Annotated in this window: 17 protein-coding genes; 6 read left to right on the top strand and 11 right to left on the bottom strand. The window is 57.5% G+C overall.

What is annotated here, in order from left to right:
* The first annotated feature begins 2 nt into the window (after window positions 1–2).
* The 4 genes from B3Q33_RS02475 (at window position 3) to B3Q33_RS02460 (ending at window position 2,299) form a co-directional block, all read left to right on the top strand.
* Window positions 3–848, top strand: coding sequence for a CHAD domain-containing protein (locus tag B3Q33_RS02475; RefSeq protein WP_273008846.1), 846 nt, complete (start codon window positions 3–5; stop codon window positions 846–848).
* Between the two features lie 115 nt (window positions 849–963).
* Entirely contained in the window at window positions 964–1,281 is a 318-nt protein-coding gene (locus B3Q33_RS02470; RefSeq protein WP_035246767.1) for a DMT family transporter, read from the top strand.
* A 95-nt stretch (window positions 1,282–1,376) separates the two neighbouring features.
* Window positions 1,377–1,841: a DUF1456 family protein gene (locus tag B3Q33_RS02465; RefSeq protein ID WP_035246765.1), complete on the top strand. Its 465-nt coding sequence runs from the start codon at window positions 1,377–1,379 to the stop codon at window positions 1,839–1,841.
* 71 nt (window positions 1,842–1,912) lie between these two features.
* Window positions 1,913–2,299, top strand: a complete 387-nt coding sequence (locus tag B3Q33_RS02460) for a DUF6713 family protein (protein WP_273008844.1) — start codon at window positions 1,913–1,915, stop codon at window positions 2,297–2,299.
* Between the two features lie 134 nt (window positions 2,300–2,433).
* Here B3Q33_RS02460 and B3Q33_RS02455 read toward each other — a convergent pair whose 3' ends face one another.
* Window positions 2,434–3,357: a LysR family transcriptional regulator gene (locus tag B3Q33_RS02455; RefSeq protein ID WP_286826740.1), complete on the bottom strand. Its 924-nt coding sequence runs from the start codon at window positions 3,355–3,357 to the stop codon at window positions 2,434–2,436.
* Between the two features lie 134 nt (window positions 3,358–3,491).
* On the opposite strand from B3Q33_RS02455, the gene metE reads away from it, so the two are divergent.
* The gene (gene metE / locus B3Q33_RS02450; protein WP_286826738.1) at window positions 3,492–5,783 is read left to right on the top strand and encodes a 5-methyltetrahydropteroyltriglutamate--homocysteine S-methyltransferase; all 2,292 of its coding nucleotides are present in this window, start codon (window positions 3,492–3,494) and stop codon (window positions 5,781–5,783) included.
* Between the two features lie 123 nt (window positions 5,784–5,906).
* On the opposite strand, the gene B3Q33_RS02445 is transcribed toward metE, so the two are convergent.
* The 7 genes from B3Q33_RS02445 to B3Q33_RS02415 form a co-directional block, all read right to left on the bottom strand.
* Window positions 5,907–7,079 carry a CmpA/NrtA family ABC transporter substrate-binding protein gene (locus B3Q33_RS02445; RefSeq protein ID WP_273008841.1) on the bottom strand — a complete coding sequence of 391 codons (1,173 nt, stop codon included), beginning with the start codon at window positions 7,077–7,079 and terminating at the stop codon, window positions 5,907–5,909.
* The gene (locus B3Q33_RS02440; RefSeq protein ID WP_156964863.1) at window positions 7,076–7,225 is read right to left on the bottom strand and encodes a hypothetical protein; all 150 of its coding nucleotides are present in this window, start codon (window positions 7,223–7,225) and stop codon (window positions 7,076–7,078) included. The genes B3Q33_RS02445 and B3Q33_RS02440 overlap by 4 nt, the downstream gene beginning before the upstream one ends.
* 37 nt (window positions 7,226–7,262) lie before the next feature.
* On the bottom strand, window positions 7,263–7,850 hold the full coding sequence (locus B3Q33_RS02435; protein ID WP_035246751.1) for an ANTAR domain-containing response regulator: 588 nt from the start codon (window positions 7,848–7,850) through the stop codon (window positions 7,263–7,265).
* 172 nt (window positions 7,851–8,022) lie between these two features.
* A complete protein-coding gene (locus B3Q33_RS02430) occupies window positions 8,023–9,201 on the bottom strand; it encodes an alginate export family protein (RefSeq protein WP_273008840.1) in 1,179 nt (392 codons plus the stop codon).
* A gap of 127 nt (window positions 9,202–9,328) precedes the next feature.
* Window positions 9,329–10,168 carry an ABC transporter ATP-binding protein gene (locus B3Q33_RS02425; RefSeq protein WP_272961924.1) on the bottom strand — a complete coding sequence of 280 codons (840 nt, stop codon included), beginning with the start codon at window positions 10,166–10,168 and terminating at the stop codon, window positions 9,329–9,331.
* A 301-nt stretch (window positions 10,169–10,469) separates the two neighbouring features.
* Window positions 10,470–11,471, bottom strand: a complete 1,002-nt coding sequence (locus tag B3Q33_RS02420; RefSeq protein ID WP_272980380.1) for an ABC transporter permease — start codon at window positions 11,469–11,471, stop codon at window positions 10,470–10,472.
* Between the two features lie 28 nt (window positions 11,472–11,499).
* Window positions 11,500–12,873 (bottom strand): CmpA/NrtA family ABC transporter substrate-binding protein, encoded by a 1,374-nt coding sequence (locus tag B3Q33_RS02415; protein WP_272974528.1) that lies wholly within the window; start codon window positions 12,871–12,873, stop codon window positions 11,500–11,502.
* Window positions 12,874–13,493: 620 nt separating this feature from the next.
* On the opposite strand from B3Q33_RS02415, the gene B3Q33_RS02410 reads away from it, so the two are divergent.
* Entirely contained in the window at window positions 13,494–14,645 is a 1,152-nt protein-coding gene (locus B3Q33_RS02410; RefSeq protein ID WP_272974527.1) for a YbfB/YjiJ family MFS transporter, read from the top strand.
* A gap of 27 nt (window positions 14,646–14,672) precedes the next feature.
* Here the strand turns inward: B3Q33_RS02410 and B3Q33_RS02405 are convergent, their stop codons facing one another.
* The 3 genes from B3Q33_RS02405 to B3Q33_RS02395 all read right to left on the bottom strand — a co-directional run bounded on the left by B3Q33_RS02405 (window position 14,673) and on the right by B3Q33_RS02395 (window position 17,266).
* Window positions 14,673–15,260: a hypothetical protein gene (locus B3Q33_RS02405; protein ID WP_273009405.1), complete on the bottom strand. Its 588-nt coding sequence runs from the start codon at window positions 15,258–15,260 to the stop codon at window positions 14,673–14,675.
* 134 nt (window positions 15,261–15,394) lie between these two features.
* A complete protein-coding gene (locus B3Q33_RS02400; RefSeq protein ID WP_273009403.1) occupies window positions 15,395–16,360 on the bottom strand; it encodes a type I restriction enzyme HsdR N-terminal domain-containing protein in 966 nt (321 codons plus the stop codon).
* A gap of 141 nt (window positions 16,361–16,501) precedes the next feature.
* Window positions 16,502–17,266 (bottom strand): hypothetical protein, encoded by a 765-nt coding sequence (locus B3Q33_RS02395; RefSeq protein ID WP_273009402.1) that lies wholly within the window; start codon window positions 17,264–17,266, stop codon window positions 16,502–16,504.
* Window positions 17,267–17,386 lie beyond the last annotated feature (120 nt).

The following is a 17,386-nucleotide window of genomic DNA, read 5'->3' as shown; positions in this document are numbered from 1 at the left end:
TCATGGACGACCACTCGCTGATTGAACGGCTCTGCCAACAGGCCATCCGCATTAATGAGCAAGCACTCACGGATTTGCAGCGTCAGCCCCTGACCGCCAACGCCGTGCATGACTGCCGGGTGGCGGTGAAACGGTTGCGTGCCCAGTGGCAGCTGCTGCGGCCCTGGCTGAGCCGAGACGATCACCGCACCTGCGACCACACCATCCGTAACGCTGCCCAGGCTCTGGCCGGTGCCCGTGACACCCATGTGATGGCCGCCACCCTGCAAACACTGGCCAGCAAGGCCGACAAGCCCAGGCGTCACTCCCTGAGTCGGGTAGCCAACACGTTGTTCAGCGACCCGGAACCACAGCCGGAAACCAGCCATCACCAGGACGCCATCATCGCCTTCACCCAGGATCAGCAGCACTGGCAGTCGCTGGCCCTGGGCATCAGTGACCATGAACTGCTGGTCAGCGGCCTGGCGCGCACCTACAAGCAGTGCCGCAATCGCACCATCAAGGCCCAGGGTGGGACCGACCCAGAACCCTGGCACGACCTGCGAAAATGGGTGAAATATCTGCTCTATCAGCAGCAGAGCCTGGCGGATCAGCACATCCACACACCCTGCCACGATCAGGACCTCACGCGCCTGGGCAAGACTCTCGGCAAACTCCACGACCTCCACATGCTTCGCGAATATGTGCTGGCACAAAGCCACACCATAGAGAGGCAGAAGGATCTGGCCCATACCCTGGACGCCATCCACGGGCGGGAAAAGCGCCTGCTGAAGAAGTGCCAGACGGAAAGCCAACGCCTGTTCCAGATGCCCACCAAAAAATGGATCGTCAGGGTGTCTGCTACCTGACCGCAAGCAGAAACCTGCTTGCCCGCCCCGACCGGCTTGCTACAATATCCGGCGTGCCCGAGGACGACCTCGATCCTGGCACCCACTCGGGGACGACCCCATGCAGGAGTTTCTCATGGCATGGGCACTGGTCATTCTCGCCGGCATACTCGAATCCGGATGGGCACTGGGGCTGAAAGCCAGCCACGGCTTCACCCGCCCACTTCCTTCCCTGTTAACCGTCATCGGCATGGCCGCCAGCTTCTGGCTATTGGCCAAAGCCATGCAGACACTGCCCGTGGGCACCACCTACGCAGTGTGGACCGGCATGGGCACTATCGGCACCGTGCTGCTGGGGATTGTGCTGTTCCAGGATGCCGTCAACGCTCCTCGCCTGCTGTGCCTGGGGCTGATTCTGGCCGGCATTATCGGGCTGAAAGTTTTCAGCCCGTAGGCCCGACCCTCTGAAGCCATACAATAGGGGCGTGTCCCGGTTACCGGTTCCCTGTAACATGGCGGCCACGTCCCTCCCGCTGATACAGGTTTTTCATGCTCAATAATGACGTTCTGCGCCGCGCTCGCTATATCTTCGACTTTGACGATAACCGCATGATCGGTGTCTTCGCCGAAGCCGGCGAAACCGTGACCCGGGAACAGATCAGCGACTGGCTGAAAAAGGATGACGATCCGGCCTTCCAGAAGTGCAACGACCGCACCCTGGCGATTTTCCTCAATGGCCTGATCAATGCCCTGCGCGGCAAAAAGCCGGGCCCGCAACCGGAGCCCGAATCCCGCCTGACCAACAACATGATTTTCATGAAGCTAAAAATCGCGTTGAATCTGCAGGCCGAGGATGTGCTGGCCGTGCTGGAGCTGGCCAACTTCCGCATGAGCAAACACGAACTGAGCGCCTTCTTCCGCAAACCCGGCCACAAGCATTACCGGGAATGCAAAGACCAGATCCTGCGCAATTTCCTGGCAGGCTTGCAGGTACAGTTTCGCGACGGAGAGTAACCGCTTACCTGAGGGGTAATGGCGTTACCCCGCCATAACGGGTTTCATGGCAGTGACACTGGAGACCTGCCATGAAACCCGACCTGCCCCAGACCCTTTTCCTGCTTAACAGTACCGTGCTCATCACACATCAGATCGACGCCGCCTACTGGCATGAGTGGAATCTTTTCCACTTACCCGGCGGCAATCAGCTCAACCTGATACTGAACCTGCCTATCATTGCCCTGGTATTACTGGCCTTCCTGCACGTCGCCACCCACAGTCCGCGGCAACGCCTTTGCCACCAGTTCCTGGCTGGCCTGGGACTACTGACGGTGGCGATTCACAGCGGTTTTTTCCTGGCCGGACATCCAGAATTTCAGCAGCCCATGTCACTACTACTGCTGGCCGCCACGTTGGTGTTGTCTGTGGCTCAATGGATGGCGCTGCCACCGGCAAGCCACAGCAAGCAAACCTGAGGAAAATCGCGCCGCAAGCGACGCTATTCGCTATTAACCAACCGACATTTCCATGGATTGTAGGAGCTATGCTTGCATGGCGAACTTCTCTTACGTCGTGTTCGCCATGCAAGCATAGCTCCTACAGGAACGGATCAACTGCCTTTCACCGCCCTCACTCCGCTCAAGGTCTTGAAGCACAACTCTTTGGCGGTTTCCCAGAATTCCTGCATGTAAGGGGTATGATCGTCCTGCACCCGCACGGCCGCATACAGCGTGCGCCACACGCCCTTCTCGCCCAGCCGCACGGTTTTCAGCAGGTCGTGCTCGGTGTACTCGGTGAGTGCCCAGTTGGGTAGTGCCGCCACGCCACGGCCCGCCGCCACCAGTTGCGCGGTCATGGGGGTGAGTTCCGCAGTACGGATGGCGGCGGGTTCGGCGTTGGCCGGGTTGAGGAAGGCGGTGAACACATCCAGCCGCTCCCGCTCTACCGGGTAGGTAATCAGGGTCTGGTCGGTAATATCTTCCGGTTCAATCCATTTGCTTGCCGCCAGCGGCGACTGCCGCGACACCGCCAGCACCAGCTCGTAGCGGAACAGGGGCAGGTATTTCACCGCCTCGTTTTCCACCGGGTCGGAGGTGATCACCATATCCAGGTCACCCCGCACCAGCGCCGGTAACGGCGCAAAGCTGAACGCCGCGGAGAGATCCATCTCCACCTCCGGCCAGTGTTCGCGGAACGCATCCAGGGCCGGCATCAGCCACTGGAAACAGGAGTGGCACTCAATGGCGATGTGCAGGCGCCCGGTCTGGCCTGCGGCAAGCCGTTTCAGCTCCCTTTCGGTTTGCTGCACTCTGGGCAATACCTCCCGTGCCAGCGCCAATACCCGCAAACCGGCAGTCGTGAATCGCACCGGTCGCGTGCGCCGTACCAGCAAGGCTGCGCCCAATCTCCCTTCCAGATCCTTGAGCTGATGAGACAGGGCCGACTGGGTCACATGAAGGCGCTCCGACGCTTCCATCAGAGACCCGGCCTCTTCGATGGCCAGCAAGGTGGTCAGATGTCGCACTTCCAGCATGAGAGAATCTCATATTCATAATTAGATATTTGATTTTGCCTCAACTACACCTGTCCCCACAATAGCCATCAATCGCACTGGCCCCGAGTACAGGCAGGCCAGTGCCCACCCTGTCAGAATGAAAGGACGACACCATGACCACCCTCCACAACCTCGGCTTCCCCCGCATTGGTGCCCGCCGTGAGTTGAAGCAAGCCGTGGAAGCCTACTGGGCCGGCGATCTGCAACAGACCGAACTTGAGCATGTGGGCAAGAGCCTGCGTGAGCGGCACTGGGCGCTGCAGGCCGATGCCGGCCTGGACCTGGTGCCGGTGGGCGATTTCGCCTGGTACGACCAGATTCTTGAATTTTCCTGCCTGCTGGGGGTGGTACCCAACCGCTTCCAGCAAGACAACGACCAACCGGTAAGCCTGGACACCCTGTTCCGCATGGCCCGTGGCCGGGCCCCCAGCGGCACACCGGCGGCAGCCTGCGAAATGACCAAGTGGTTTGATACCAACTACCACTACATCGTGCCGGAACTGGCGGCAGACCAGACCTTCCACATTGCCCGGGAAAGTCTGTTCGAGCAGGTGGAAGACGCCAAAGCCCAGGGCCACGCCCCCAAGCCAGTGATCCCCGGCCCGCTCACCTATCTATACCTGAGCAAGGGCGAGAGCTTTGATGGCGCCGACGACAGCAACAAGCTGACTCTGCTGGACAGCCTGATTCCCGTGTACCGCCAGATCCTGCAGCGGTTCGCCGATCAGGGCGTGGAATGGGTACAGATCGATGAACCGATTCTGGTACTGGACCTGCCCGACAGCTGGCAGCGCAGCTACCTGCGTGTCTACGATCAGCTCGCCGCCGCCAGTGAGTGCAAGTTGCTGCTGGCCACCTACTTTGGCGGCCTGGAAAATAATCTCTTCACCGCCCTGGAACTGCCCGTGGATGGCCTGCATCTGGACCGGGTACGCGGCAACGATGATCTCGGTCAGGTGGTGCCGCGGCTGGGCGACAAGGTGTTGTCGCTGGGCTATATCAATGGCCGTAATATCTGGCGCACCGATCTGGATGCAGCCCTGGATGCCCTTATTGCCCTGCGCAACGAACTGGGTGATCGCCTGTGGCTGGCGCCGTCCTGCTCCCTGCTGCACAGCCCGGTGGATCTGGATCAGGAAGACAAGCTGGATAGCGAACTGAAAAGCTGGCTGAGCTTTGCCAAACAGAAACTGCAGGAGCTGGCGCTGCTGGGCGGCGCCCTGGACGGCGACAGCAGCGTCAATGCAGGTCTACAGGCCCAACGCGACGCCCTGCAAGCCCGCGGCCTGTCCAATCGTATCCATAACCCGATCGTGGGCAAACGGCTGGCCGCGGCCGGCGACGTCTCCCGCGACCGCCACAGCCCCTTTGCCGAGCGTATTGCCAGGCAACAGCAGGCGCTGCAACTGCCGGCCTTCCCCACCACCACCATCGGCTCCTTCCCGCAAACCCGGGAGATTCGTACCGCCCGCCGCGACTGGAAAACCGGCCGCCTGGACGATGCCACCTACAACGAGCAGATGAAGCAGGAAATTGCCCGCTGCATCCGCTATCAAGAAGAGGTGGAACTGGATGTGCTGGTGCACGGCGAAGCCGAGCGCAATGACATGGTGGAATACTTCGGTGAACTGCTCGACGGCTTTGTCTTCACCCGCTTCGGCTGGGTGCAGAGCTATGGCTCCCGCTGCGTAAAACCGCCGATCATCTTTGGTGACGTCCAACGCCCCGAAGCCATGACCGTGGCGTGGGCCGAATACGCCCAGTCACTCACCGACAAGCCCGTCAAAGGCATGCTCACCGGGCCGGTGACTATCCTGCAGTGGTCTTTCGTGCGCGATGACCAACCCCGTGCAGACACCTGTCGCCAGATCGCCCTGGCCCTGCGCGATGAAGTCCAGGATCTGGAAGCCGCCGGCATCCAGGTGATCCAGATCGACGAACCCGCCCTGCGCGAGGGCCTGCCACTGCGCAAGGCTGACTGGGGCCAGTACCTGGACTGGGCCGTGGACTGTTTCCGCCTGGCCACAGTGGGCGTGGCCGACGATACCCAGATCCACACCCACATGTGCTACTCGGAATTCAACGACATCATTGAGGCCATCGCCGCTCTGGATGCGGACGTGATCACCATCGAAACGTCCCGCTCCAACATGGAACTGCTGGATGCCTTCCGGGATTTCCAGTATCCCAACGACATTGGCCCAGGCGTGTACGACATCCACTCCCCCAATGAACCGGACGTAAGCTGGATGGTGCAACTGATGGAAAAAGCCGCCGAGCGACTGCCCAGGGAACGGCTGTGGGTCAACCCGGACTGCGGCCTGAAAACCCGCAAATGGGAAGAGACCCGCGGTGCGCTGGCCAACATGGTGGATGCGGCCAAGCAACTGCGCGAAGCGGTTTAAACGCCCTCTGCCGAAACCAAATAAAGCCCCGTTGGAGCCTTGCTCGCAAGGCGAAGAGCAAAACGCTGGCATCGTGCCAGACCGAGCACCTTCGCTTTGCAAGCAAAGCTCCAACGGGCTGTTTTATTCGTTTGAGGTCGCGTCCGCTTCAATCACCTTCAACAGCCGGTCCGGACCCAGCTCCACCGGCTTGGGTTCACCGGGTAATTGCCAGTGGCCCGCGTGTCGCTCGTCCGGTTTGCTGTCCATTAATGGCAGGCTGGTGAGATCTGCCAGGGCGTCGCGGAACAGATCTGTTCGGTAGCATTGGGCAGCGAAGGTCTGGGTTTCTTCCAGGCTGCACTGACGCCAGCGCTGCATTTCCTCCAACAGAAAACGGGCATCGGAACGCCAGGGGAAGTTGGCGTGAAAACCGGCAAACACATGGAAGTGATGAGCCGGAAACGGTTGCCCGGTCAAGCCGCCAGGCAGGCGCTGGCTGAACGGTGCGCGAATGATTTCCGCGGGTACATCCAGCCAGGCCGGGTGCGCCAGTAGCGACAGGCTCTCCAGCAGATGCTCGTCGGCATGGCGAGCGGCCTTATAGAGCGCCCGCAGCATGGCGCGGTGAGGCCCGGGATTACGGGCCGCCCAGTCACGGGACACCGCCAACACTTTTTCCGGGGCGTTTTCCCAGATCTGGTAACCGGAAAGAATGCAGTGTCCGGCACCAGTGAGCGCCGCCAGACTGTTCCAGGGTTCGCCCACACAGAAACCATCGATATGCCCCATGCGCAGGTGATCCACCATCTGCGACGGCGGCAATACCACCAGCTTCACGTCGTGATCCGGGTCCAGCCCGGCCACACTCAGCCAGTGACGCAATTGGTAGGCATGGCAGGAAAACGGAAACACCACCGCCAGTACCAACGGCGCCTCGCCACTGCTGGCACGGGCCGCCACCAGCTTGTTCATGGCACTGGCCATATCGTTGGGCGTGGGCCCTTCAGACAAGGCACACAACCCCTGGAACAACATGGGCGACACGGTAATACCGTTGCCGTTCAGCCCCATGGAGAACGCCGTAGCCAGGGGTTTCTTGATGCATCCCAGCCCCAGCGAGGTGGCCATCATCATGGGCGCCAGCATGGGCGCCGCATCCAGCTGCCCCACCAGCAAACGATCACGCAGGCTGGCCCAGCTCCACTCCGGTTGCAGCTCCACATCCAGCCCTTCGGCGGCGAAGTAGCCCGCTTCCTGAGCCACCACCAGCGGCAGGCTGTCGGTCAGCGGCATATAGCCGATACGAATTTTCATGGGGCTTGCTCCGCAAGCTGACGGCGAACGCTGGATACCTGACGCTTGACCACCTGCACACCGTCAGCCGGTGTGGCGCGCCACACTTTTTTGCTGGGTGCCTCGATCAGGCTGCGCGATTTTCTCAATGGGCTCACTCTTCTCATGCTCGCTCCTGTTCTGGCGTCAGGCGCCTGGGTTTTTTCACCCCTGCGCTTTCAGCATCTCGGCATAATCCAGCACTGACCTGGCCACCTGGATTAATGGCTGGCCGGTATTCATGGCCTGCCGCCGCAGGGTGCTGTAGGCATCCTGCTCATTCAGGCGACGGCGTTGCATCAGCAACCCCTTGGCCCGTTCGATGATCTTGCGTTCAGCCAATGCCTCTCGCGTCTGTTCCAGCTCTTCGCGCAAGGCCTGGTATTCCCGGAAACGGGCGGTGGCCACGCGCATCACACCACGCACCCGGGCCAGATCCGTTTCCCCGGCCACATAGGCACTGACGCCAGCACGCAGGGCCGCCACGATCAGATCCTCGTCGTCCTGGTTGCAGAACATGACCATGGGCCGCGGCATATCCCGCTGCACCAGTGCCATGCTTTCCAGGGTGTCCCGGTCCGGCGCGTCCATGTCCACGATCACCACATCCGGGTTACTGGAATGCACCTTCTCCGCCAGCCCGGCAGCACTGGTCAGACGACAGAGGATCTCGTGCCCTTCGTCGATCAGGGCACGCTCCAGAATCGCAGCGCGCGGTGGCTGGTCATCCACCAGCATGATTTTCAGGGCCATAGTGTCGGTAGCATCCAGGGATTGAGTGTTACTTGATTGGTTTGCAACGGTTGTGCCAGTCATGGGGTTATTAACTCACTGTTTTTCTTTGCGATTCCTTATTCACCACAACAGACCTCGCGGAGCGCACCATAGCGGTGCACTCCGCGGCGCCAAAACGGCGCTGTTTTGCTCAGAGTTTCAGTTCTGCCCAGGCCCACAGTTTTTGTGTGTCGGCGCCGAAATCATCAGCGCTGTAGTCGGCGTATTTCAGGCCCACCACGTAGTGCTTGCCGATGGGCCGGGCCACCAGCAGGTTGGTTTCCGTGCCGTAGTCACTGCTGCCCTCTTCGGCCTGAAAGTCGTGATACACCGCCGCCAGTTTGAAGCCGGCCAGCTTGGTGCCGACGCTGACAAAGCTGTCTTTCAGGCCATCCGCCGGGGTTACCAGGAACTGGTCCGCCCAGCCATTGAAGGCATGCTTGGTGGCCAGCGGGGTCTGGAAAGCAATCTTGCCGTCATCAGAGCCCAGCACTTCCTGCGCCACCTTGACGGTGACCCCGGCCATTTCTGCGCCCACTTCGGCGAAGTAGTACTCGGTATCGCCGGCTTCCACCTCTTGCTGGGCGCCTTCCAGGGTGAGAAGCAGCTTTACGGCATCCAGATCGAAGGCACCGGCATACCGCAGGCCATAGGTGTCGTTATCGGAATCGGGCACGTTATCGGTTTCCAGCAGGTAGCCATAGGCGGTGAGTGATCCCCCCGGCGCCCCGGCCCAGCTGGCGTTGAACAGGTAATTGGAGACATTGGCATCGAACTTTGGCGTGAAGCCGTTTACCTGGGTGAGATAGGCCGTGGAGAAAGAAAAATCACCGGTGCCGTAATCCAGCTTGGCGCCATCGAAAGTCTGCTCATCTTGGCGCCAGCCTACGTTACCGACGAAGCGGGCATTGTCGTAAATGATGCGCTGACGACCATAGGTGGCCACCAGGCCATCGAGGGCGTCGCTACCGGTATAACGGACTGCAGCGCGGTTCAGCTCGGTCACTTCCGGATCAGCAATCACCGGGTAACCGGCCATGTGCGGCGCAAAGTTATCCACGTTGCCGACAATGCGGGTGTCTTCAAACTCCCCCAACACATCAAAGCCGTGCAGCGTGCCGCTCTGGTAGCCCAGTCGGGTGCGCAGGGTGAGTGCCTGGGCATCTTCCGCGGCACCGTCGCTATCCACTTCCTCATGGCGCAGGCGCAGGTTCAGCAGCGGCTTGCCTTCTTTCAACGCAGTGATAAAGGCATCGTCTTCGGCGTGAGCCGTCCCCGAAAAACCGAGCGTGGACAGGATGACGCCGGCAGCAATGGCAGAATATTTCATGGTCTTTTCCTCGATGTAACGTCCCAAAATTAAAAACAGTGATGTGCTGAAATCAGACACACCTTCCCCCTGCCCGCTTTTCCGTGTGCGAAAAAAGCAGGCGAATCAAATCAGTCATAAACGGTTATCAGGCCCGTTTTCGAGCCGCGCCAGTCTCAGCGTCAGCACGCTTGGGCAGCGGCTCCACCTTGCGCTGTTTCTCGTACAGGAATTGCAGCACCTGCTGACGACAACGGACGAAGGTGGGATCGTCGGCCAGAGCCAGACGGTCCCGTGGACGCGGCACATTGACGTCAAGAATCTCGCCGATGGTGGCGGACGGCCCATTGGTCATCATCACAATGCGATCGGACAGCAACACCGCCTCGTCCACATCGTGGGTAATCATGATCACCGTGGTGCCCAGCTGGGCATGGATATCCATCAGGGAGTCCTGCAGGTGAGCACGGGTCAGGGCATCCAGCGCCCCGAAGGGTTCATCCATCAGCAACACCTGCGGTTGCATGGCCAGGGCACGGGCGATACCCACGCGCTGTTTCATGCCACCGGAGATTTCATCCGGCTTCTTGTGCATGGCATGGGCCATGTGCACCAGCTCCAGGTTGTGCTCGACCCAGTCGCGAATTTCCGCCCGGCTCTTGGTCTTCTTGAAGACCTGCTTCACCGCAAGCTCTACGTTTTCAAACGCCGTGAGCCAGGGCAGCAGTGAATGGTTCTGGAACACCACGGCCCGCTCCGGGCCGGGTTCGGTGACTTCCTGCTTATCCAGAATCACCCCGCCGTCGGTGGCCTGTAGCAGGCCGGCGACAATATTGAGCACCGTGGATTTCCCGCAACCGGAATGGCCGATCAGGGACACGAACTCACCATCGGCAATTTTCAGATTCACATCTTTCAGGGCTTCAAAGCTGCCCTTCGGCGTCTCGAATTGCATGCCCACGTTGGACAGTTCCAGTAAGGCTTTCATGTTGATTCTCCTTTAGCAGGCTGTTGTATAGCCCGTTGCGTACTCAGCGTGGCCTGAAGGGTGCAGCTGTTGTGTTTTGTCGCGACGGACAGGGTGGTTCCCTTTCCTAGCGTCAAAGCGCAGCAGATGTGCCCTTCAGGCCGCGCCTTTATGCTCTGCGAGTGCTCCCGGGTCTTCCAGGCTGGCCCGCACTCGTTGTTGCAATTTCTTGATGGGTCGGCACACACCTTCAAAATTGCGCCTAGATTGCGGGTCAGCCTGAAAGACTGAGCACGCAACGGGCTTTACAGCAGCTTGCTAACTAGCGTTGAGCTGAAGCTTTGTCCCAGACCAGCGCGCGCTGCAGCATCAGCATCAGGCGGTCCAGCAGGAAGCCGATCAGGCCGATGACGATCACCGCCACCATGATCCGGCCCAGGGATTGGGAACTACCGTTCTGGAATTCATCCCAGACGAATTTCCCCAGGCCCGGGTTCTGCGCCAGCATTTCTGCGGCGATCAACACCATCCAGGCGATCCCAAGACTCAGGCGCAGGCCGGTGAACATCATCGGCAATGCCGACGGCAGCACGATCTTGCGCACATGGCTGAGGGCGTTCAGTCGCAGCACACGGGAGACATTGGTCAGATCCTGGCTCACCGAGGTGACCCCCACCGCCGTATTCATCAACGTGGGCCACAGGCAGCACAGGGTTACCGTGAACATGGAAGTGAGGAAGGATTTGGACACCATCGGATCGTCGCTCACATACACCGCACTCACCACCATGGTGACCAGCGGCAACCAGGCCAGCGGCGACACCGGCTTGAACAGCTGCACCAGCGGGTTCACCGCTGCATGCACGGTGCTGCTCAGACCGATGACAATGCCCAGCGGAATGGCGATCATCGATGCCAGCAGAAAGCCACTCATTACCGTGATCAGGCTGGTACCGATCTGATCAAAGAAGGTCGGCGCACCGGTGTAATCCCGGGTGACCGGCTGCCAGTCCGGCTGCTGTTCCAGCCGGGCGGCGATGTACTTCTCCTGCCGCTCATGGAACGCCACTTCCCGCTCGCGGGACTGCTGGTGTTCGCTGACCAGATTGCCCGCCTGCTCCCAGACCTGGGCCGGGCCGGGAAACTGACCCAGCGAGGTATCAATACGCTGGGCCGCGAACTGCCACATGAGCAGGAACAGGCCTATCCCCAGCACCGGCCACAGCAGCTGGCGCATCAGTGCTTGCCACTGGTCACGGGACACCTTGCCCGTGGCCAGTGCGCGGTAGGGTTCCATCCAGGTCGGGAATGTCAGGGTCACCATGATTGTCTCCTTCCTCTCGCGTACCCGGTTACAGGGTGTCGCCATCTTTCAGGCCGATGGGGAACTTGCTCAGGTACTCGTTGGGCTTGCGGCCGTCATAAGTGACGTTGTCGATGAACTCGCTCTGCGGCGGCTTGAAGCCGTCTTCGCTGGCGAAGTCCGGGAATTCATCGGCGCTGATCTTGCCTTCGGCAATCAGCGACTTGGCCGCCTGGGTGTAGATGTCCGGGCGATAGACTTTCTTGGCGATATCCATGTACCAGCTATCCGGCTTGCTCTCGCTGATCTGCCCCCAGCGACGCATTTGCGTCAGGTACCAGATGGCATCGGAGTAGTAGGGATAGGTGGCGTTGTGACGGAAGAAGACGTTGAAGTCCGGAATCTCCCGCTTGTCGCCCTTCTCGTATTCGAAGGTGCCAGTCATGGAATTGGCGATCACGTCATAGTCGGCGCCCACATAGTTGGGCTGGGACAGGATCTTCACCGCTTCCGGTCGGTTGGCGTTGTTGTTCTCGTCCAGCCACTTGGCCGCACGGATCATCGCCTTGACCACACGAATATGGGTATTGGGATATTCTTCCGCCCAGCCCTTGCTGACCCCGAACACTTTTTCCGGATTGTTTTTCCAGATTTCGTAATCGGTAATCACCGGCACACCGATGCCCTTGAACACGGCCTGCTGGTTCCAGGGCTCACCCACGCAGTAGCCATGAATAGTGCCGGCTTCCAGGGTGGCAGGCATTTGCGGGGGCGGTGTGACAGAGAGCAGTACGTCCGCCTGCAACTGGCCGCTGGTGTCGCCCCGGTGCGGCGCGTAGTAGCCCGGGTTCAGCCCACCGGCAGCAAGCCAGTAACGCAGCTCGTAGTTATGGGTGGAGACCGGGAACACCATGCCCATCTTGAAAGACTTGCCGGCGGCCTTGTATTGCTCCACCACCGGTTTGAGCGTATCGGCCTTGATGGGATGCACCGGTTTGCCATCCTTGCTGGGAATATGTTTTTTCATTTCTTCCCAGACGGAATTGGAAACGGTGATGCCGTTGCCATTCAGGTCCATGCTGAAGGCGGTAATAATATGGGCCTCGGTGCCATAGCCGATGGTCGCCCCCAGTGGCTGGCCTGCCAGCATGTGAGCGCCATCCAACTGACCGTCAATCACCCGGTCCAGCAGCACTTTCCAGTTGGCCTGGGCTTCCAGGGTCACGAACAGGCCTTCTTCCTCGAAATAGCCTTTCTCGTAGGCAATGGCGAGTGGCGCCATATCCGTCAGCTTGATAAAGCCGAATTTCAGGTCGGCCTTTTCCGGCCAGCCCACAGCATCCTCCGCCAGGGACGGGGCCGACAGGCCCAGTGTCATAGCGGCCAGCACACCACGAAATATTTTCTTGAAACCTTTCATCATCCTTCCCTCTTCTGCCCGTTTTTTTCGGGCATAAAAAAAGCGCTCAAAGCGTCCCGCCACCATTGGCAGGAATCTTTGAGCGCCTTTGCTCGCATCGGAGTGCAGTCTCCATTGACCACACGGATGGTTATCTCGCGCACAACGCAGTGGTTGTGCTTACCCTGTCTTAAGGCAAATGCTGTGCCAGTTTTTAAAAGGCTGATTTTTCATGACGTTATCAATAACAGGCACAAGCCGAGCCGGCTTCGACGCCCGGTTTTCGCTCAGCCGGCACTGTTGTGAGTCAGTCCCGCCTCACCAAAATGCATCACGCTTTTGGTGCAACATCACTTTCTTGCCGAAAACCCCGCGTTTTGCCCTTCCCTGGTGAAAAAACCACGCACTGCTTGGGAGCCTTTGCGACCAAGGCCGCATTTATCACTGCGGTGAATGATGAACATCATTCGAAGAAGGAAGCCGAAAACGCCATGGCCTGTTAGGCTGCGCGCTGGATTACGGCAGTGGCCACACCCACAATTGCTCAAGACACTGTAGGAGCGTGCTTGCACGCGAACCACTTCCAGGCCTAGTGCCATTCGCGTGCAAGCACGCTCCCACAGAAAGACAAAGCGGAACCATTGATGACCACCGAAAGAGATCACCTGCTCACCGCCATCGCCGGCGCCTTCAGTCTGGTGATTGCCCTGGGCATTGGCCGCTTCCTGTTCACCCCGGCCCTGCCCGACATGATTGCGGAAAGCACCCTCACCGCCATCAGCGGCGGCTACCTGGCGGCCATCAACTACGGCGGCTACCTGGCCGGCGCCATGCTCGCCATGGCAGTGCCCGCCCACCGGGCCCGCACGGCGTTCTGGCTGGCACTGTGGGTGAGCGTGGTCACCAGCATCCTCATGGGCCTGAGCACCACCTTCACGCCCTGGGCCATCAACCGTTTCCTGGCCGGTGTGGCCAGCGCCATCATCATGGTCAACGGTTCCGCCCTGGTGCTGGGCGCCATGCCCAATCATCTGCGGGCCCGGCTCGGCAATATTCACTATGCCGGCATCGGCCTGGGCATCAGTATCGCCGCCCTCACCGTTGCTTTTATTGAAACCCTGCACGGCAGCTACGCCACCATGTGGCTGGCCTGTGGCGCCCTGGCCCTGGTCCTGCTACCACTGCTGCGCCGCATCCCCGCCCTGCCCCACGCCAAACACAGTCAGCACGAACGGGCGCCGGTGAACCGCTCCGCCCTGGGCTTTCTGATCGCCAGCTACACCTTGGCCGGCTTCGGCTACATCACCAGCACCACCTACCTGCCGGTGATCGCCAAAGCGCAATTGCCGGGCCTGGACAGCGCCGCCTTCTATACCTGGCTGGCCGTGGGCCTGGCCGCCGTGCCCGCCAACCTGCTGTGGGGCAAACTCGCCAGCCACACCAGCGAACGCAACGCCTTGATGACCGCCCTTGTGGTTCAGGCCCTGGGCGTCAGCGCCCCCGCCTGGCTACCGGGTCTCACCGGGCTGGTCATCAGCGGCCTGCTGGTGGGCGGCACCTTCACCGCCGTGGTCGCCCTGAGCATGTACTGCGGCCGCCAACTGGCCCCCCACGCCGCCAGCGCCGCCCTGGGCGCACTGACGGCCTGCTATGGGGTCGGGCAGATACTGGGGCCGGTGGTCACGGCGCGGTTACTGGAAAGCAGCGGGAGTTTTGCGCCCGGGTTACTGGGGGCGGCAGCGGCGCTGATTGGGGCGGCGGTGTTATTGGTGCCGTTGGGGAAGGTGCGGTTTTAGGGTGAAACAAAATCACCAACCAGGATGCTAGCCACTAAGTTCCTGTTGCCTGTTAGCACACCCTCTCAGGAAGGCAATTAAATCTACAGCATCTCCCTCTGCCGGAGATGCTTGAAAATCGAGCGGCCCAAACCCCAATACCTTTCCGACTTCATCGTTGTAGATTTGAATGTCAACGTAGAACTGCTCTACCTCTTCTGGAGAGTGTTCCCCTAATGTCTCCCCGCTCAATGAAACCTTCAAATCAAAATGTGATAGCCCCTTGTTTCTCGCCTTTACCACCAGTTTTCTATATTCTTCGATCCGGCCAGACACCTCAGTTATATCGTTCGTTAGAAGACCGTACTCGGTCAGCCCTTCGTTGATAAACCTCATGCTTAGATTCTTAGACGAGCCGAATCCCGGGGGATCTGTTAAGCTACAAATTCTCTGCAAAACATATTCTTGAAGGACGCGACTCAAATCGTAAAAGAAGCTTCCTGCCGTTGACATTAGCAGCTCGTCTACCTCATCACCTCCACCAAAAAGAGTGCAATGCGTGTTGTAACATCGTCGGAGCCAAATACATTCAATTCGGAACTGTTGAAAAGCTTGTTTGAGAATGCTTAATTCCATCTACTCCCCACCCAAGTACCAACCCACGATTCACAGGCTAAACAAAACAGACAACGGGGGGCGGCCTCTCATTTTCCGGCCATACCCCCTGAAAACCAGAAAAACGGGAAATGGGAGACCTGACTCCGCACTCTTTAAGTGTCTTTCCTGTTAAAGAAGCTGCTGGCAACCATACTCAAAACACTTAAAGCAATAGTAAACATTATCCCGATAAACCACTTGTTTTGATCGTACATTCGGTCTATTTCCGCTCTTGTCTGCGATAATTCTGCCTTAAGGTTCTTTTCCGTGTTATCAAGGTCCTTTCTTAATATAGGAACAGCCAAGGCCTTAGCCGGATTCACTGTTAGCGCACCTTCAAGTGCGTCTAGCCTTGCTGATATTAAAGATATATTATGCTTAATTTCGACAACTTCCGCTTTCCACTCATGCCCCTCTGGCAGCGATGCCAAATATGATAGACCGTTCTTGAAAGAAGACAGCTCATTTTCAAGCAGTAAAATTTCTTTGGCCAAGCTCTCGCTTTTATTCTCTATAGATAGTAGCTCTGACGTAATCTCAGTGTTACCAAGCGTCTTCTTCTCGGAAAAGAAAAGCCCCATAGCCATTACAATAGCAATGGCTATAGCAACCGACGAACTCATACCCGCAACAATATTTGACCAGGCTCTAGCCGCAGTCTTTTTACTATTTACCTTTTTAGACCACTCTTTTCTTGGTTTAGAGCACGAGCTTTTTAAAGACTCAAAAGATGGCAACTCATATAGCTGAGAGGCGCTGTTAGTTTTAGGGTCAACGGAGTATATGTGCTCCCCTTTTTCATCGAGAGTATATACATAGGCCTGAATGTTATCAGGTAGCGCTTTCACATATGCAAGCACCTGCTTTATCGCACCCCCGACATTTTTCGAATCCCTTTTAACTTCAAATATCGATAAAATTTTATTGCTGCCTGGATTCAAAACAGCGAGATCAATGCGACCTTCGCTCATGCTTCCAACCTTTATGCCAAGCTCAAGCACAATTGACGACTTTGGATAACCTAACTCCAATAGTCTAGATATTAATTTATCTCTTATGTCAGATTCTGAATATGTCACATTATCTCTCTGTGGGTAACTCGGACACTTAACGCCCGGCTCACCGAGAAAATTTTTGATGGCGACTTTTGTACGTTTTTCTTGCACAAAAGGTGACAACAGGAATTTTTCCGGGGCAGCCGTTTTTATATATGCGCCCCTTCATTTTTTTCTATTAACCTTTCTGGCATTACCCTGAGCCTTTCTATTTGCTTTTCTCTTTGCCTTTTTCTTATTTTTTTGCGGCAGATTAATGAGTGGCTCACTGTCAAATATATCATAAAGATTAATCTTCTTCCCAGCAGGGAGGATTGCTCCAGAAATCCTAGTCACTCCCAGCTCTTTGTCGGGATCGCGCTCCGGGGGAGCTGGCGCCGGGATATTTTTATCATAAACAAGAGCAGCATCCCCGTGTTGCTTGCATACAAAAATTACTTTCGAGAAAGGAAATGATTTTTCTTTTAAGAGGTGCCATGTCCATGGCTTATGATATGAATTAAAATTCCTGCTTCTTATTTCAAGGACCTCACTGAATGAAATAAGAATAACTTCTTCATATTCACCTGACTCTAAGTAATCAGAGTGCTTGTCGTATTTTTTTAACACGCCATCAGCGATATAGCTATTCCGAAAAGGAATAGAAGCTTTTTTTTCTGGGTGATTACTATAATCACCACCGAAAACCAAATCGTTTATTTTTTTTACCTTAATAGCCTTTCCAAATTTTTCGTCGTTAAAATATTGCTGAAAATCTTCTCCATCTACAGATGTAATCTCGATCCCGATTCTACCATCAGTGGTGCCTAATATTATTGCAGCATCGGGACGATCTGTTTGTTCGGGATCAACATGAAAATGGCCATAAAGCTCACCTAGGAGTGGTTTTGCTAATCCTAAAATATTTCGCTCTGCTGAGATCTTATTCACGGATGGAACCTCCTTAACCTCCTAGGTGTCGAGCGCATGCACCAAGCTACGAATAGTAAACCGATCGCATAACAGCGCATTCAGTAGAACTGATTCGACATAACTTACTTCGATATAATT

Origin of the sequence: Alcanivorax sp. UBA3183, from assembly GCF_002364155.1 — a bacterium.
Lineage (GTDB): Bacteria > Pseudomonadota > Gammaproteobacteria > Pseudomonadales > Alcanivoracaceae > Alcanivorax > Alcanivorax jadensis.
This window is presented reverse-complemented; position numbering and strand designations above follow the sequence as displayed.

Bases quoted from the DNA above. Each gene is read 5' to 3' on its own strand.
- B3Q33_RS02475 (WP_273008846.1), top strand. From the start codon at position 3: ATGGACGACCACTCGCTGATTGAACGGCTCTGCCAACAGGCCATCCGC.
- B3Q33_RS02470 (WP_035246767.1), top strand. From the start codon at position 964: ATGGCATGGGCACTGGTCATTCTCGCCGGCATACTCGAATCCGGATGG.
- B3Q33_RS02465 (WP_035246765.1), top strand. From the start codon at position 1,377: ATGCTCAATAATGACGTTCTGCGCCGCGCTCGCTATATCTTCGACTTT.
- B3Q33_RS02460 (WP_273008844.1), top strand. From the start codon at position 1,913: ATGAAACCCGACCTGCCCCAGACCCTTTTCCTGCTTAACAGTACCGTG.
- B3Q33_RS02455 (WP_286826740.1), bottom strand. From the start codon at position 3,357: ATGCTGGAAGTGCGACATCTGACCACCTTGCTGGCCATCGAAGAGGCC.
- metE (WP_286826738.1), top strand. From the start codon at position 3,492: ATGACCACCCTCCACAACCTCGGCTTCCCCCGCATTGGTGCCCGCCGT.
- B3Q33_RS02445 (WP_273008841.1), bottom strand. From the start codon at position 7,079: ATGAAAATTCGTATCGGCTATATGCCGCTGACCGACAGCCTGCCGCTG.
- B3Q33_RS02440 (WP_156964863.1), bottom strand. From the start codon at position 7,225: ATGAGAAGAGTGAGCCCATTGAGAAAATCGCGCAGCCTGATCGAGGCA.
- B3Q33_RS02435 (WP_035246751.1), bottom strand. From the start codon at position 7,850: ATGGCCCTGAAAATCATGCTGGTGGATGACCAGCCACCGCGCGCTGCG.
- B3Q33_RS02430 (WP_273008840.1), bottom strand. From the start codon at position 9,201: ATGAAATATTCTGCCATTGCTGCCGGCGTCATCCTGTCCACGCTCGGT.
- B3Q33_RS02425 (WP_272961924.1), bottom strand. From the start codon at position 10,168: ATGAAAGCCTTACTGGAACTGTCCAACGTGGGCATGCAATTCGAGACG.
- B3Q33_RS02420 (WP_272980380.1), bottom strand. From the start codon at position 11,471: ATGGTGACCCTGACATTCCCGACCTGGATGGAACCCTACCGCGCACTG.
- B3Q33_RS02415 (WP_272974528.1), bottom strand. From the start codon at position 12,873: ATGATGAAAGGTTTCAAGAAAATATTTCGTGGTGTGCTGGCCGCTATG.
- B3Q33_RS02410 (WP_272974527.1), top strand. From the start codon at position 13,494: ATGACCACCGAAAGAGATCACCTGCTCACCGCCATCGCCGGCGCCTTC.
- B3Q33_RS02405 (WP_273009405.1), bottom strand. From the start codon at position 15,260: ATGGAATTAAGCATTCTCAAACAAGCTTTTCAACAGTTCCGAATTGAA.